The sequence below is a fragment of the Cereibacter sphaeroides 2.4.1 genome (assembly GCF_000012905.2).
Taxonomy (GTDB): Bacteria; Pseudomonadota; Alphaproteobacteria; order Rhodobacterales; family Rhodobacteraceae; genus Cereibacter_A; species Cereibacter_A sphaeroides.
The window spans coordinates 1,704,054-1,719,247 of sequence record NC_007493.2 but is presented as its reverse complement, the minus strand read 5'-3'; the positions used below and the strand labels follow the sequence as shown (position 1 = coordinate 1,719,247).

Genomic DNA, 15,194 nt, shown 5'->3' with positions numbered 1-15,194 from the left:
GGAGCTTCTTCAGGATCTTCTGGAGGAAAATTCGGCAAGCGTCTGACTTAGATGTTAAAATCCACTGAGATCGAGGCGGCCTCCCTGCCGTACCTGACCGGGGCAACTGCTCAACCTGAGGGCAAGCGAGGCCGCCCGTCTTTGCGAATGTCTTCCCTTGGCGGTCGAGCTATGCCAGAAGTTCAGGGCACGGCGGAACGGGGGCGCGATGGAGCAGGAAACGCGGTGGAGTCGCTTGCGGCGATCCGAGGCGGCTCATGGCTATCTTCTCGTGGGGCCTCCGGCGCTCTATGCCATCCTCCTTCTGGCGGCCCCGCTCGGCACGATCGCGGTCTACAGCTTCCTGACCGACGGCTATCTCGAGATCATCCGCGAGTTCACGCTGGCCAACTACCATGAGGCCTGGACGAACGAGCTTTACCGGACCGTCATGCTGCGCTCGCTGGGCGTGGCCATGGCGGTGACGGCGGTGACGGTCGTTCTGGCCTTTCCGGTGGCCTATTTCGTCTCGTTTCATGTGGCGCCGGAGCGGAAGTCGCTCTGGCTCTTCCTCATCACCATTCCGTTCTGGACGAGCTACCTGATCCGGGTGTTCCTCTGGAAGGTGATCCTCGGCTTCAACGGGGTGATCAACTCGGGCCTTCTGGGCCTCGGGATCATCGACGAGCCGCTGACCTTCATCCTCTACAACGTCAATGCGGTCGTCATCACGCTGGCCCATGCCTATGCGCCCTTCGCGATCCTGCCGATCTTCGTGGCGCTCGAGAAGATCGACCGGGCTCTGCTCGAGGCGGGGCAGGATCTGGGGGAATCGAAGCTCATGACCTTCTGGCGGGTGACGCTGCCGCTCGCCATGCCCGGGGTCATCGCCTCGGTGCTGATCGTCTTCATCCCCACCATCGGCGACTATGTGACGCCGCAGCTGGTGGGCGGACCGGAGGGGCGGATGGTGGCGAACCTGATCCAGCTCCAGTATCTGAAACTCGACAATTACCCGCTGGGTTCGGCCATCGCCGTCTCGGCCATGAGCATCGTCACGGTGGTGAGCCTGATCTTCCTGTTCCTGAACCGCCGCTTCCTCCGGGGGCCGAAATGAAGGGGGGCGGGTTCCGCATCTATGCGCTGGCCTACCTGCTGTTCCTCTATGCGCCGATCATCCTGCTGCCGCTCTTCGCCTTCAACGAGGGGACGGTGATCGCCTTTCCGCTGACGGGCTTCAGCACGAAATGGTTCGTGCAGGCCGCCCACCAGCCCACGCTCTGGCAGGCGGTGAAGAACAGCCTCATCATCGCGGGCTCGGCCTCGGTGCTGTCGACGGTGCTGGGCATCTTCGCGGCCCGGGCCTCCACGCGCTATCACTTCCCGGGCAAGGCGGGGCTGATGGGCCTCATCATGCTGCCGCTCGTGCTGCCCGAGATCATCGTGGCCGTGTCGCTCCTCGTCGTGCTGCTGGGCCTCGGGATCAACCTCACGATCTTCACGGTGATCCTCGGCCATGTGCTGATCTGCACGCCCTTCACCATCGCGATCCTGACCTCGGCCTTCCAGTCGCTCGACCGCTCGCTCGAGGAGGCGGCCTACGATCTGGGCGAGACCGCCGTCTCGACCTTCCGGCTCATCATCCTGCCGCTGGTCATGCCGGGGATCATCTCGTCGCTCCTGATCTCCTTCACGATCAGCCTGGACGAGTTCATCATCGCCTTCTTCCTCGCCGGCACCGAGCCCACGCTGCCGATCTACATCTTCTCGCAGTTCCGCTTCCCGCAGGCGGTGCCCGTCATCATGGCACTCGGCACGGTGCTCGTCGCCTGCTCGATCGTGCTGCTCGCCACTGCCGAATATTTCCGCCGCCGCGGCCTCGCCCGGTCCGGCGCCAAGGATACCGGAGGCTTCCTGTGACCGTTGCCGCGAAACCCACGATGATCGAGTTCCGCGACGTCCACAAATATTACGGCGACTATCACGCGCTGCGCGGCATCTCGGCCACGATCCGGGCGGGCGAGTTCTTCTCGCTGCTCGGGCCCTCGGGCTGCGGCAAGACCACGCTCCTGCGCACCATCGCGGGGTTCGAGGAGATCTCGTCGGGGGTGGTGCTGATCGACGGCAAGGACACCAGGGGGGTGCCCGCCAACAAGCGGCCCACCAACATGGTGTTCCAGAGCTATGCGATCTTCCCGCATCTGACGGTGGCCGAGAACGTGGGCTTCGGCCTGCGCCGCGCGAACCTCTCGAAGGAGGAGACGACGCGACGTGTGGCCGAGGCGCTGGAGATGGTGGGGCTGCGCGGCTACGGCGCGCGGGCGGCCCATGCGCTCTCGGGCGGGCAGCGGCAGCGGGTGGCGCTGGCGCGCGCGCTGATCCTGAAGCCCAAGGTGCTGCTCCTGGACGAGCCGCTCTCGGCGCTCGACAAGAAGATGCGCGAGCAGATGCAGGTCGAGCTCATCAAGCTGCAGCGGCAGGTGGGCATCACCTTCATCCTCGTGACGCACGATCAGGAAGAGGCGCTGGTCATGTCCGACCGGATCGCCGTCATGTTCGAGGGCGAGATCGCGCAGCTGGCCGATCCCGAGACGCTCTATCGGCGGCCAACCTCGCGCAAGGTGGCCGATTTCATCGGGACGATGAACTTCCTGCCGGCGCGGATCCTGAGCGAGACCCAGCAGGGGATCGAGGTCGAGGCGCAGGGGCTCGGGCGGATGCTGCTCGATCCGATGCAGGCGCCGGGCGCGGCCTCGGGCACCGGCGTCACCGTGGGCTTTCGACCCGAGACGGCGACGATCCTCTTCGAGGGGCAGAAGGCCGACCGCGAGGCCATGGGGACCATCGAGGAGGTCGTCTACTACGGCGACATGACCTATTACGACATCCGCCTAGACGGCACCGAGGCGCCCATCCGGCTCTCCATGCGCAACGTCTTCGGCCGCGCGGTGCTGGAGATCGGCGCGCGGGCCCGCGTCGCCTGGAGCCCCGGGGCGCTGGTCCTGTTCCGCTGAGGGGCGGTCCTCCGAAGGCCTGCAGCGGAAGGGCTGCGGGGCGCGCGCGAGACGGGGGACCGGGCTCTGCGGTGGCGCCGCCGGGGGCTGTCTGCCCCCCGGACCCCCCGAGGATATTTTTCCAGAGTGAATGGGGCGGGGGGGGGGTGCGTCAGGCGTCCGGCGGGAGGAGGCCCAGTCCGCGCAGATAGATGCCGATGCCGGCCTCGAGCAGCTCTTCGGCCGGGAAGGGCGAGCGCGCGCCGGGGGCGCCGCGGGTGAAGAGCTCGACGACGCCGTGGCTCAGCGCCCAGATATGGGCCGAGAACATGGCGGGCGGCGGCCGTTTGGCGGGCGGGATATGTTCGGACAGCCGGACGGCGGCCCGTTCGAGCACGTCATGGGCCTGACCGGCGGCGGCGGCGAGATCCGGGCGCGACTGGAGCGACAGGCCGCTTTCGAACATGGCCATGTAATGGCCGGGATATTTCCGGGCGAAGGCCAGATAGGCGCGGCCCGTGGCCTCGAAGGCCGCCAGCGCCGAGGGGCGGCCCTCGTCATAGGCATAGGCCATCAGCGCGCCGAAGATCTCGTAGCCCTGCCGCGCCGCCTCGGCGATCAGATCGTCGCGCCCGGCGAAATGGCGGTAGACCGCGGCGGGCGTGACATCGGCCGCCTTCGCCGCCTCCGAAAGGGTGAAACCCTGCGGGCCCTTCTCGGTGATGAGGGTCAGCGCTGCCTCGACCAGCGCCTGACGGAGATTTCCGTGATGGTAGCCGCGTTTGCTCATGTCCGGCCGTGGCCGTCGCTCCAGAGGTCGGGGCCGCCGCAGAGGGCAGGGTCGGGCGTGCCGATCAGCCCGTCCTTCCGGCCCTCGAACGGGACGGCGCGCAGGATGGTCTGGATCGCGGCGATCCGGGCGCGGCGCTTGTCGTCGGAGCGGATCACCGTCCAGGGCGCCTGCGCCGTGTGGCTGCGCGCCAGCGTCTCTTCGATGGCTGCGCTGTAGGCCTCCCATTTCTTCAGCCCCTCGATGTCGATCCAGGACAGTTTCCACTGTTTCAGCGGATCCTGCTCGCGGGCGAGGAAGCGGCGGAGCTGTTCGGGGCGGCCGACATTGAGCCAGAGCTTGACCAGCGTGATCCCGTCTTCGGCCAGCATTTCCTCGAAGCCGGGCAGCTGGCAGAAGAAATGCTCGCGCTGGCGCTCGGTGCAGAAGTCGAAGACCTTCTCGACCACGCCCCGGTTATACCAGCTGCGGTCGAAGAGCGCGATCTCTCCCGCGGCGGGCAGCCAGTCGACATAGCGCTGGAAATACCATTGGCTCGCCTCGCGGTCGGAGGGGGCGGGCAGCGCCACCACGCTGGCCACGCGCGGGTTGAGGTTCTCGGTCACGACCTTGATCGTGCCGCCCTTGCCGGCGGCATCGCGCCCCTCGAACAGCACGACGATCCGCTTGCCGGTCTTCTTCACGTCGGCCTGCAGCCGGACGAGTTGCCTCTGCAGCCCCGCCATCTGCTCGGCGTAGTGCTTCTTCTTCATCTCCTCGCGGTAGGGATAGGAGGGATCGAGGATCTCGTCCCCCGAGGCCTGTTCGATGGCCTCGCGCACCTTCCGCGGCGCTTCCTTGCGGTAGTAGTGGCTGATCGCCCCGTCGAACGGCAGATCCATCAGATGTTCCCTCTTCGCTGCAGTATCGCCGGGGCGCGCGTCAGCGCAATCCGGCGCGGACGGCGGCGCGGTCGATGGCGGCGGCGACGGCCTCGGGCGCCACATGATGCGGCATGTGGCCGATGCCGGGAAGGATCGTCACATGGGCGTTCGGGATCAGCCTGCCGAGCGGGCGGGCATGGATCTCGACCGGCACCACCTGATCGGCGTCGCCGTGCAGGATCTCGACCGGCATGGGGAGCTTGGCGTAGTTCGGCTGCATGAGCTTCAGATAGGGCTTGAGGCCGGTGACCTGACGGGCATTGATGCGGAAGCTCTCGCGGCGGAGCGAGAGGCCCACGCCGAAATAATCGGCATAGCCCGGCGGCACCGCCTGCGGCGCGAAGATCTGGCCCACCACCTTCTCGGCCCGGTCGGGGGAGACGAAGGCCGAGATCAGCGGCACCACCGCCGCCTGCCCGAAGCTGCTGGCGGTGAGGGAATAGAGCGGCCCCAGATCCCCCGGCCAGGGCATGACCGCGCCGGAGACGGTGACGATGGCCGCGGTCTGGCCCGGATCGCGGAGGCCCCAGGCCAGCGCCACCGCCGCGCCGTAGGAATGGCCGAGCACGATGGGGCGCTTCACGCCGAGCTGCTCTGCGGCCTTCCTGAGGAGGTCGGCCTGCACGAGCGGGCTCACCCCGTCGGGGCCGATATCGTCGGACCAGCCGAGGCCGGGGCGGTCGAAGGCGATGACCCGATAGCGCCCCTTCATCCGCTCCACGAAGGAGAAGGTGAAGTCGCGCGTCGAGCCCGAGGCACCGTGGATCAGGATCAGGTCCGGCCCGTGCCCCTCGACATGGGCGTGGACCGTATGGCCCTCGACCGTCAGGAGCTGGCCGGTGGGCGGATAGGAGGTCTCGGCCACGGCCTCGCGGTCGGCGGCTCTCTGGGAGACGGCGGCACCGCAGCCACCAAGGGCGAGCGTTCCGGCGATGAGGAGGCTAACGGCCAATTTGCTGCGGGTCATATGGGGTGGACTGATAGATCTCGTTGATCCAGTTTCCATATAGGAGGTGCGCGTGGCTTCGCCACCTGTTGAGCGGCGGCTTCGACGGATCGTCGTCGGGATAGTAGTTCGCCGGCACGTTGATCGGCTTGCCGTTGGCCACGTCCCGGTCGTATTCCTGCTTCAGCGTGTCGCTGTCATATTCGAAATGGTTGAAGATGTAGAGCGCGCGGTGCCCCGGATCCTCGACGAGGCAGGGCCCGGCCTCGTCCGAGGCGAGCAGGGTGCGCAGGCCCGGCGCCGCGTCGATCTCGGCCTGCCGCATCTCGGTCCAGCGGCTGACGGGGATCACGAAATCGTCCGAGAAGCCGCGCAGGTAGGGCGAGGTCGGCGCCACGTTGCGATGCCGGAAGCAGCCGAAGGCCTTGGCCTGCAGCCGGTGCTTCTGCACGCGGTGGAAATGGTAGATCATGGCCATGCCGCCCCAGCAGACGCCGAAGGTGGACTGGACGTTGGTCTGGGTCCAGTCCATCACCTCGCAGAGCTCGTCCCAGTAGGTGACATCGGCGAAGTCGAGATGTTCGATCGGCGCTCCGGTGATGATGAGCCCGTCGAATTTCTCGTGCTTCACCTCCTGGAAGGGGCGGTAGAAGGCCTCCATATGCTCGGCCGCGGTGTTCTTCGTCTGATGCTCGGTCATGCGGATCAGCTGGAAGTCGATCTGCAGGGGCGTGGCCCCGATCAGACGCGCGAACTGGTTCTCGGTCTGGATCTTCTTCGGCATCAGGTTGAGAAGCCCGATCCGCAACGGCCGGATGTCCTGCCGCGCCGCGCGCTCCGGCGTCATCACCATGACGCCCTCGTGGGTGAGCACATCGAAGGCGGGCAGGGTGGCGGGCAGGGTGATCGGCATGGGCGTCTCTCTCCGGCGGTGGTCGGGTCTAGGCGTGGGTCCTGGCTTGGTCCAGCGTGCGGGCGATGAGGTCGACGAAGCCCTGCGCGTCGCGGGCCTCGGCCACCTCCTCGGCAGTGACCGTGATGCCCCAGCGCGCCATGGCCTCGTAGCGCGGCTGGCGGTGGGCCAGCGCGCGGGCGTAGGTCCAGCGGATGAAGTCGTCGGGATCGACCTGCTCCTCGGTCAGGCCCTTCTCGACGCGGTAGTCGGTCCAGGCGGCATGGAGGAAGCCCGGCTGGTAATACATGGGCTTCGGCGCCCTGTCGAAGCGGCGCACGAGCTCGGCCGTGTGGGCGTCCGAGCCCTTGATCCAGACCATGAGCAGGTTGCCCGCGAGGTCGGACATGACCGGATCGTTCGGATTGTCCGGATCCACCACCTCGCAGATCGAGCCGCCGGAGTCGCAGACGAAATTCTGATAGCCGTAGATCTCGGTCGCGCGGCGGATGAAGCGGGGCGTGTCATGCAGCGCCGCCACCTCGGCCTCGCGGTGCTGGCCCTGCCGCTCGAGATAATCGGCAAAGGCCAGCCCGCCGCGGTTCGGATTGCCGGGTTTGCCGAGATAGGTCGAGAGCGGCGCCAGATTGTCGAAGGTGATGTTCGAGGCGATATAGACCGAGTCCGTCCGCAGCAGCTCGCGCAGGAACGGCACCTTCATCGCCTCGCGCTTGAAGTTGTCGGCGATATGCTCGCCCATGTAGCGGGTGCCGATCCGGTAATCGACGGAATAGTGGAACCAGTCGCCGCTGTCGCGGAGCAGGGTCGAGACATGGGTCTTGCCCAGGCCCGACATGCCGAACAGCAGCACCCGCTTGGCCTGCGCCGCGCGCCACTCCGCCCCGGTCCTGTAGATCATCGTTTGCGTCCCCTGCCTCGGATCGGGCCCTGTTACCGTGCCCGGCGGACCAGTTCACGCGGAATATGGAGGATGCGACCGTCGAGCACCAGAAGGCCCGCGACGAGAAGTCCGAAGCCTGCGAAGGCATGCGGTGGCAGCCGCTCGCCAAGAACCAGCGCCCCGAGGAGGATCGCCACGGGGGGCACGATGAGGGTGACGAGGCTGAGGTTGCCGGCACCTGCCACGGCCAGGATGCGGTAATAGAGCAGATAGGCGAAGGCCGAGGCCACGACCGCGAGGTAGAAGAGCGCGCCCCAGGCCTGCAGCGACAGATCGAGCCGCGGCGGCCCGCCGAGGAGGAGCGCGGCCGGCAGGACGATGAGGCTCGCGCCCGTCAGCATCCCCGCCGCCGCCATGCGCGGATCGAGCCCGGCCAGCGCCCTGCGCCCGAAGGCGCCCGCGCAGGCATAGGACAGGGCGGCCCCCAGAAGCGCGAGCTGCCCCGCCGATCGCGGATCGAAGCCCGTGAGCGCGTCGGGGCCGATGGTCGTCACGACACCCGCGAAGCCCAGCAGGACGCCCGCGATCCGGCGCGGCGTCAGCCGCTCGTCGGCCAGCACCAGCGACGCCACCAGCACGCCGAAGATCGCCGTTGCCGCATTCAGGATCGAGGCGAGCCCCGAGGGGATCGACTGCTGGCCCCAGGTGATGAGCGTGAAGGGGATCACGTTGTTCAGGAGCCCCATCACGAGGAAGGAGGCCCAGATCCGCAGGCTGCGGGGCACCGCGAGCCCGAGGAGCCGCACCGCGACCCAGAGCACGAGGGCCGCGCCTCCCACCCGGACGGCGACCGTGCCCGCCACGCCCGCCTGCGGAAGGGCCAGGCCGTTGGCGAGGAAGGAGCCGCCCCAGATAGTGCCGAGCAGCAGCAGCTCGGCCGAGGCGCGGGGAGTGAGGGATGTCTGTGCCATGGCGCGCTTCTGGCAGGAAGCGCGCCTGTGCGCGACCCGGAACATGCGCAAGGGGCCCCCGAAGGGGCCCCGGCTCTGCCTCCCGGCGGGAGGGATGTCAGAAGGTGAAGCCCACGCGGATGCCCGCGGCGACGGCACTGTTGTCGTCGAATTCGGCACCCACGCCGCGCGTCGTCGCATTGCCGAGCTCGACATAGCGGATGCCGCCGGTGATCTTCATGTTCTCGTGGGTGTAGGTCGCGCCGATCCCGATCGAGCGGAACCCGTCGTTCGGCCCGAGGTTGCCCGTGTCGTCGCCCGTCTGGGGTTCGTAGGAAACGGTGACGGCGCCCGACCAGTGCTCGTTGAAGCGGCGGCCGACGCCCAGCGTGTAGGTCCAGCGGTCGGACTCGTAGGCCACCAGAGGGATGCCGGGGAAGTAATACTGGTAGATCTCGGGGTCGATCAGGAACTCGGTCCAGTCCACCCAGCGCACCGAGCCGAACAGCAGCGTGTCCTCGGCGATGCCGGTCTGGAACTCGAGGTTGACCGACTGCGGCACCGTCGTGTCGAAGTCGCTCTTGCCCGAGAAATTGCCGAAGACCGCGTTGGTGCCGCTCTCGTCGCCCTCGAGCGTATGGTCGATGGCCGAGTTGTAGGTCAGTGCCACGCGGGCGGCGATCTCGGGCTTCTCCCAGGCCACGCCCAGCACATAGCCCAGCGACCAGTCCCGGTTCGTCTCGAGATTGTAGTCGGTCGTCGCGACGAAGGTCCCGCTCTGGTAGATGTCGAACAGGATGTGGGCCTTGCCCTCGACCGATTGCGCGCGGAGCCCGCCGTAGAGCGAGACGTTGTTCTGGAACTTGTAGCGCAGGAGGGCCGTGATCGCGTTCGAGCGCAGCTCGGCCGTCGTGCCCGCCAGCGGGTAGAGGCCTTCGTCGGGGTAGTCCACGTCGGCGCCGATCGGCTGGTCGAGGATCAGCGCGAGATCCATGTTGGCGCCCAGAGGCTGCTTGTAGCCGAGCGACCAGGTGTTGAAGTTGCCCGCCATGTTGCCCGAGCCGAGCCCGCCCACCGAACCGCTCACGTCCGGGTTGACCGCGCCGAAGGTGAATTCGGCATAGCGCCCTTCCTCGAACAGGATGCCCACGCTCTGCTGCGACCGTTCGATGTCGCCCGCCGCCGCAGCCCCGGCGCCGAGCGCCAGCCCTCCCAGCGCCATGGTCCAGACTTTCATTGGCATCCTCCCCTAGCCAGACGAGACTGCATCATTTGGGGGCTGCTCCTCTCGGTCAATTGATTACGCCACGGAAGGCGTATGTCACCTTGCGTCCTGTGGCCGGCTTGCCCGTCCGGCCGCGCGGATGCTGATCCAGTTCGCTGCAAGAATGATGCCGCCCCCGAGGATGACCATGGCATCGAGCGGTTCGGAGAAGAGGATCATGCCGAGGATCGCGAAGACGGGCAGGCGGAGGAAGTCGACCGTCACGACGAAGCCCGCCGAGGCCCGCGCGAGCGCCTGGGTGAGGCAGAGGTGGGCCGCGAGGCCCGAGAGGCCGATCATCACGAGCCAGAAGCCCGAGACGGTCGTGGGCCAGGTGGTCTCGCCGTCGGCGAAGGTGCACAGGAGGCCCAACACCGCCTGGATCAGCGTGAGCCAGAACATGATGGTGACGATGGAATCGTGGCGCGTCAGCCGCTTGGTCAGGATGATCGAGCCCGCGAAGAACACGGCCGAGCCCGCGGCCGCGAGCACGCCCACATCGAGCGCGGCGAAGTCGGGCCGGGCCACGATCAGGATGCCCGCGAAGCCCACCACGGTGGAGAGGGCGCGCAGCGAGGTGATGCGCTCGCCCAGGAGGAAGGGCGAGAGCAGGATCACCCAGAGCGGAGAAGTGAATTCGAGCGCGATCACCTGCGCGAGCGGGATGAGGCCCAGGGCCCAGAACCACAGGTTCTGCCCGGTGAAGTGCGACAGGTTGCGCACCAGATGGCCCCCGAAATGCCGGGTGCGGATCTCGCCCAGCCGCCCGGAAAGGGTGGCCCAGAGGAGGACGACCGCGAGCCCCACCAGCGAGCGCCAGGCCATGATCTCGAACGTGTCGTGGATCCCCGAGACCATCCGCCCCGAGACGGCCATCGCCGAGAAGGAGGCGATGGCGCCGGCCATCCAGAAGGTGGCCGAGAGAAGGCTTTGCTGGGCAGGCATTTGCAGGTCCGGTTCTAGGGCCGGCCACCATGGCTCGCGCGCGGCGGATTGTCCAGACGGCCCGGGGCGAGGCGGGGGAGCCGTTCGCAAGGGCGCAGGGCCTGGACCGGAGCTATGTCGCAGGGGGGCAATGGGGGGCGGCGCAGGCAGGGCCGCGCGGCGGCGCGTGCGGAAAGGGCGGGGGCTGTCTGCCCCCGCACCCCCGAGGATATTTGGGCCAGAATGAATGCAGGAGGGTGCCTCGGGGCGGGCTCGGGGGCGGGGACGATCGGATGGGGGGCCAGGAGATGTCTGCCCGCGCGGCTGAGGCTCACGGGGAGGTCGTGACAAGGCGGAGGGAGGCGCATCTCTGGCCGCCGGGGCGCGGGGCCGCCGTGTCTCTCGGGCTTCGGAAGACGGGAGCGTTCCCGGCCGCGGATATGCGTCCGCAGCCGGGCAGGGGGTCTTCAGGCGCGCGCAGGCCGGGTCATTCCCACTCGATCGTGCCCGGCGGCTTCGAGGTGATGTCGTAGGTCACGCGGTTGATGCCCTGCACCTCGTTGATGATCCGCGTCGCCGTCTCGCCGAGGAAGTCGTGGGTGAAGGGATAGTAGTCGGCGGTCATGCCGTCGACGCTCGTCACGGCGCGGAGCGCGCAGGCATAGTCGTAGGTGCGACCGTCGCCCATCACGCCCACGGTGCGCACCGGCAGGAGCGCCACGAAGGCCTGCCAGATCTCGTCGTAGAGCCCGTGGCGGCGGATCTGGTCGATATAGACCGCATCGGCCCGGCGCAGGATCTCGAGCTTCTCGCGGGTGATCTCGCCGGGGCAGCGGATCGCGAGGCCGGGGCCGGGGAAGGGATGGCGGCCGATGAAGCTCTCGGGCAGGCCGAGCTCGCGGCCGAGGGCGCGGACCTCGTCCTTGAAGAGTTCGCGCAGCGGCTCGACCAGCTTCAGACCCATCTTCTCGGGCAGGCCGCCCACATTGTGGTGCGACTTGATCGTGACCGAGGGACCGCCCGAGAAGCTCACCGACTCGATCACGTCTGGATAGAGCGTGCCCTGCGCGAGGAAGGTGGCGCCGCCCACGTCGGCCGCATGTTTCTGGAACACGTCGATGAAGAGCCGGCCGATGGTCTTGCGCTTCACTTCCGGGTCCGAGACACCCTCGAGCGCGCCGAGGAAGAGATCGGACTCGTCGGCATGGATCAGCGGCATGTTGTAATGGTCGCGGAACATCTTGACCACCTGCTCGGCCTCGCCGAGGCGCAGCAGGCCGTGGTCGACGAAGACGCAGGTCAGCTGATCGCCGATGGCCTCGTGGATCAGCACCGCTGCGACCGAACTGTCGACGCCGCCCGAGAGGCCGCAGATCACCTTCTGGTCGCCCACCTGGGCCCGGATCCTGGCGATCGCCTCCTCGCGGTAGGCCCCCATCGTCCAGTCGCCCTTGAAGCCCGCGAGGCGCACGAAATTCTCGTAGAGCTTCGCGCCCTTCGGCGTGTGGTGCACCTCGGGGTGGAACTGCACCGCATAGAAATGGCGCGCGGGATCGCCGGTGATGGCGAAGGGCGCGTTGGGCGAGGTGCCGAACACCTGAAAGCCCGGCGCGATCTGCGAGACATGGTCGCCGTGGCTCATCCAGACCTGCTCGCGGCCCTCCTCGAACCAGCCGTCGAGGATCGCCAGACGCTCCGCCGTGGGGGTCACGAAGGCGCGGCCGAATTCGGCGGTGCCGTGGCCGCGTTCGACCTTGCCGCCGAGGCAGTGCATCATCACCTGCTGGCCGTAGCAGATCCCGAGGATCGGCACGCCGAGGTCGAACACGCCCGCGGGGGGCATCGGCGCGCCCTCGGCGAAGACCGAGGAAGGGCCGCCGGAGAAGATGACGGCCTTCGGAGCGAAGCCCTTCAGGAAGGCTTCGGTCACGTTCTGATAGGGATGGATCTCGCAGTAGACATTCAGCTCGCGCAGGCGGCGCGCGATGAGCTGGGTCACCTGCGACCCGAAATCGATGATGAGGAGACGGTCGTGCTGGGTCATGGCGTCCCATAGGCGGGAGAGGGGGACTCTGCAAGGGGGTGCCGCGATTTGCGCCAAGGGCAAGAGTTGGCCGAGGACGGCGTCCTGTGCCTCAGTGCACAAGTGCCGCGCGCGGAGGCCGCTGTGCGCATCGGCACCGCACGGTTAGGGTGAGGTCAGCAAGGGAGAGACATCATGAGCTGGAACCCCGCCCTCGACCCCGACATCCCCCTCGGCGATGCCGTCGACGCCATCGAGACCGTCATCGTGCCGCGCGCCCGCGATCTCGGCGGTTTCGAGGTGCGCCGCGCGCTGCCCTCGGCCCGGAGGCAGATGGTGGGCCCCTTCATCTTCTTGAACATGATTGGTATTGTGACCCCATCAGAGACGATGAGGCCGAGCCATGACCAATCCAGCAAGCCGACCGAAGGCATACAGCTACATTCGTATGTCCTCGGCTATCCAGATCAAAGGGGACTCATTTAGACGGCAGGCAGAAGCTTCCGCGAAGTATGCCGCCGAACATGATCTTGACCTTATCGATGACTACAAGCTTGCCGATCTCGGGGTCTCTGCCTTCAAGTCGGACAACCTGACTACCGGGGCTCTCGGACGATTTGTTGCCGAGTGTGAGGCGGGAGAGATTGAGGCAGGATCGTTCCTTCTCATCGAAAGCCTTGACCGTTTGAGTCGAGACAAGATCCTTGATGCATTTTCCCTGTTTGCTCGCATTCTCAAGACCGGGGTGAAGATCGTTACCCTGTCGGATGGGCAGGTTTACGATGGATCGTCAGATCAGGTTGGAAGCATTTACTACGCCATTTCAGTAATGATCCGGTCCAATGACGAGTCTAAGATCAAATCGACTCGTGGTCTCGCCAACTGGTCGCAGAAGCGGAAGCTTGCTGCCGAACATGGCGTCAAAATGTCGAGTCAATGCCCTGCATGGCTTAAGCTGTCCGTTGATCGCAAGTCTTACCTGATCGATAAGGAACGGGCCAAAATCGTTCAACGCATCTTCGAAGCTTCGGCATCGGGTAAAGGTGCGAACCTCATCACCAAAGAACTGAATCGCGACAAGGTTCCGACATTCGGAAGGGGCGCTTTGTGGGCCGAAGCTTTCGTCTCCAAGACGCTTCGCAATCGTGCAGTCCTCGGGGAATTTCAGCCGGGGCAGTATGTCAGTGGAAAGCGTCAACCGGCTGGTGATCCTATTCCGGGATATTTCCCTCCCGTAATCGAGGAAGAGCTTTTCGACATTGTTCAAGCATCGCTGAGAGGGCGGTTGCTTGCCGGGGGAAGAAGGGGAGAGGGTCAATCGAACATCTTCACCCATGTTGCTTTCTGCGGCTATTGCGGATCAAAGATGCGCCATCGGTCGAAAGGATCACGGGTAAAGGGCAATCCTCCGCATCGTTACCTGACATGCTTCAACCGCTTTAATGGTCCGGGATGCGATTGCAAACCTCTCCCTTACGCTGCCTTCGAACGCTCCTTCCTGACATTTGTTCGGGATGTTGATTTGAGGGGACTTCTGGAAGGTGCAAAGCGCAAGTCCGAAGCAAAGACGATTGCGGATCGGATAACGGTCAATGAAGAGAAAGTTAGAAAGGCAGATGAGAGAATTCGGGATTATCTGATCAAGATCGAAGGTGCTCCCGATCTTGCGGAAATCTTCATGGAGCGCATTCGGGAATTGAAAGCCGAGAAGGATGATCTTGTTCGATCTATCGAGGAATCGAATGATGCTCTTTCGAAGATCAAGTCGGATAACGTGACCGACGAGGAACTAGCATCCCTGATTTCGACGTTCCAAAATCCATGCGGGGAAAATCGTATTAGGCTTGCGGATCGTATCAAATCGATCATTGAGCGCATTGACGTCTATCCGAATGGTGAAATCCGCAAAGATGATCCGGCGATTGATCTTGTGCGCGCTTCGGGAGATCCTGATGCCGAAAAGATCATTGCGGCAATGAATGCGGGATCACGGTTGAAGGATGATCCTTACTTCATCGTAACTTTCCGCAATGGTGCGGTGCAGACGGTAGTCCCGAATCCTAGTAATCCTGATGATATTCGAGTGAGTGTTTATGCGGGTGAAAAGACGAGACGAGTTGAGGGATCGGCCTACGAATACGAAAGCGATTGACATTCCGAACGAATGAAACAATATCCGACTCAGCGATTTGGAAAGGAATTCTCCATGGCTAAGACTACCGGACTGCCGACCCTTGAAGACCTCGTTGACGTTCCGCGCGGTGATTTGCTCAAACTGAGGGCGAATGTCGAAGAAGCTCTTAGGGCCAATGAAGCTCGCGAAAAGCAAGCTGCTAAGGACAAGATCAAGGAACTCGTGGAGTCGTCGGGCTTCAACCTCGTGGATCTCTTCGGCGATATGCTGCCGAAGTCGGAAGGGACGGGGAAACGGAGTTACAACCGCAAGTCCAAGGATGGAGAACGCGAGCCTGTAGCGCCGAAATACCGGCACCCGGAGAACCCTTCGGAAACTTGGTCGGGACGCGGACGAAAACCGAAGTGGGTGGAGGCTCACCTTGAAGCGGGGGGCAACATGGAAGACCTGTTGATCAACAAAGACTGATCAACTG

At 65.4% G+C, this 15,194-nt stretch carries 14 protein-coding genes and 1 pseudogene; 6 read left to right on the top strand and 9 right to left on the bottom strand.

Features of this window, described 5'->3' with window-relative positions:
* Positions 1-208: 208 nt before the first annotated feature.
* The 3 genes from RSP_RS08295 to RSP_RS08285 are packed head-to-tail and all read left to right on the top strand — an operon-like array spanning position 209 to position 2,993.
* Entirely contained in the window at positions 209-1,096 is an 888-nt protein-coding gene (locus RSP_RS08295; RefSeq protein ID WP_009565322.1) for an ABC transporter permease, read from the top strand.
* Entirely contained in the window at positions 1,093-1,899 is an 807-nt protein-coding gene (locus tag RSP_RS08290; RefSeq protein ID WP_002720158.1) for an ABC transporter permease, read from the top strand. The genes RSP_RS08295 and RSP_RS08290 overlap by 4 nt, the downstream gene beginning before the upstream one ends.
* The gene (locus tag RSP_RS08285) at positions 1,896-2,993 is read left to right on the top strand and encodes an ABC transporter ATP-binding protein (protein WP_011337929.1); all 1,098 of its coding nucleotides are present in this window, start codon (positions 1,896-1,898) and stop codon (positions 2,991-2,993) included. Before RSP_RS08290 ends, RSP_RS08285 begins: the two co-directional genes overlap by 4 nt.
* A 151-nt stretch (positions 2,994-3,144) precedes the next feature.
* Here the strand turns inward: RSP_RS08285 and RSP_RS08280 are convergent, their stop codons facing one another.
* The 9 genes from RSP_RS08280 to guaA form a co-directional block, all read right to left on the bottom strand.
* Positions 3,145-3,762: a TetR/AcrR family transcriptional regulator gene (locus RSP_RS08280; protein ID WP_011337928.1), complete on the bottom strand. Its 618-nt coding sequence runs from the start codon at positions 3,760-3,762 to the stop codon at positions 3,145-3,147.
* The gene (gene ppk2 / locus RSP_RS08275; RefSeq protein WP_011337927.1) at positions 3,759-4,643 is read right to left on the bottom strand and encodes a polyphosphate kinase 2; all 885 of its coding nucleotides are present in this window, start codon (positions 4,641-4,643) and stop codon (positions 3,759-3,761) included. Before ppk2 ends, RSP_RS08280 begins: the two co-directional genes overlap by 4 nt.
* A 40-nt stretch (positions 4,644-4,683) precedes the next feature.
* Positions 4,684-5,637 carry an alpha/beta fold hydrolase gene (locus tag RSP_RS08270; protein ID WP_011337926.1) on the bottom strand — a complete coding sequence of 318 codons (954 nt, stop codon included), beginning with the start codon at positions 5,635-5,637 and terminating at the stop codon, positions 4,684-4,686.
* Positions 5,627-6,544, bottom strand: a complete 918-nt coding sequence (gene metA, locus RSP_RS08265) for a homoserine O-acetyltransferase MetA (protein WP_011337925.1) — start codon at positions 6,542-6,544, stop codon at positions 5,627-5,629. Before metA ends, RSP_RS08270 begins: the two co-directional genes overlap by 11 nt.
* A 28-nt stretch (positions 6,545-6,572) precedes the next feature.
* On the bottom strand, positions 6,573-7,442 hold the full coding sequence (locus tag RSP_RS08260) for a hypothetical protein (protein ID WP_002720152.1): 870 nt from the start codon (positions 7,440-7,442) through the stop codon (positions 6,573-6,575).
* 32 nt (positions 7,443-7,474) lie between these two features.
* Complete coding sequence (locus RSP_RS08255; RefSeq protein WP_029534512.1) at positions 7,475-8,395, bottom strand: DMT family transporter; 921 nt, start codon at positions 8,393-8,395, stop codon at positions 7,475-7,477.
* Between the two features lie 97 nt (positions 8,396-8,492).
* Complete coding sequence (locus RSP_RS08250) at positions 8,493-9,611, bottom strand: OmpP1/FadL family transporter (RefSeq protein ID WP_002720150.1); 1,119 nt, start codon at positions 9,609-9,611, stop codon at positions 8,493-8,495.
* An 84-nt stretch (positions 9,612-9,695) separates the two neighbouring features.
* Positions 9,696-10,583: a DMT family transporter gene (locus RSP_RS08245; protein ID WP_011337922.1), complete on the bottom strand. Its 888-nt coding sequence runs from the start codon at positions 10,581-10,583 to the stop codon at positions 9,696-9,698.
* 466 nt (positions 10,584-11,049) lie between these two features.
* Complete coding sequence (gene guaA / locus RSP_RS08240) at positions 11,050-12,606, bottom strand: glutamine-hydrolyzing GMP synthase (RefSeq protein WP_009565333.1); 1,557 nt, start codon at positions 12,604-12,606, stop codon at positions 11,050-11,052.
* 174 nt (positions 12,607-12,780) lie between these two features.
* On the opposite strand from guaA, the pseudogene RSP_RS08235 reads away from it, so the two are divergent.
* From RSP_RS08235 to RSP_RS08225, 3 genes and pseudogenes are all read left to right on the top strand, one after another.
* A pseudogene (locus RSP_RS08235) lies at positions 12,781-12,954 on the top strand (Pirin domain protein); the annotation flags it as partial.
* Positions 12,955-12,988: 34 nt separating this feature from the next.
* Positions 12,989-14,737, top strand: a complete 1,749-nt coding sequence (locus RSP_RS08230; RefSeq protein ID WP_023003660.1) for a recombinase family protein — start codon at positions 12,989-12,991, stop codon at positions 14,735-14,737.
* A 54-nt stretch (positions 14,738-14,791) separates the two neighbouring features.
* Positions 14,792-15,187: an H-NS histone family protein gene (locus tag RSP_RS08225; protein WP_011337920.1), complete on the top strand. Its 396-nt coding sequence runs from the start codon at positions 14,792-14,794 to the stop codon at positions 15,185-15,187.
* Positions 15,188-15,194 lie beyond the last annotated feature (7 nt).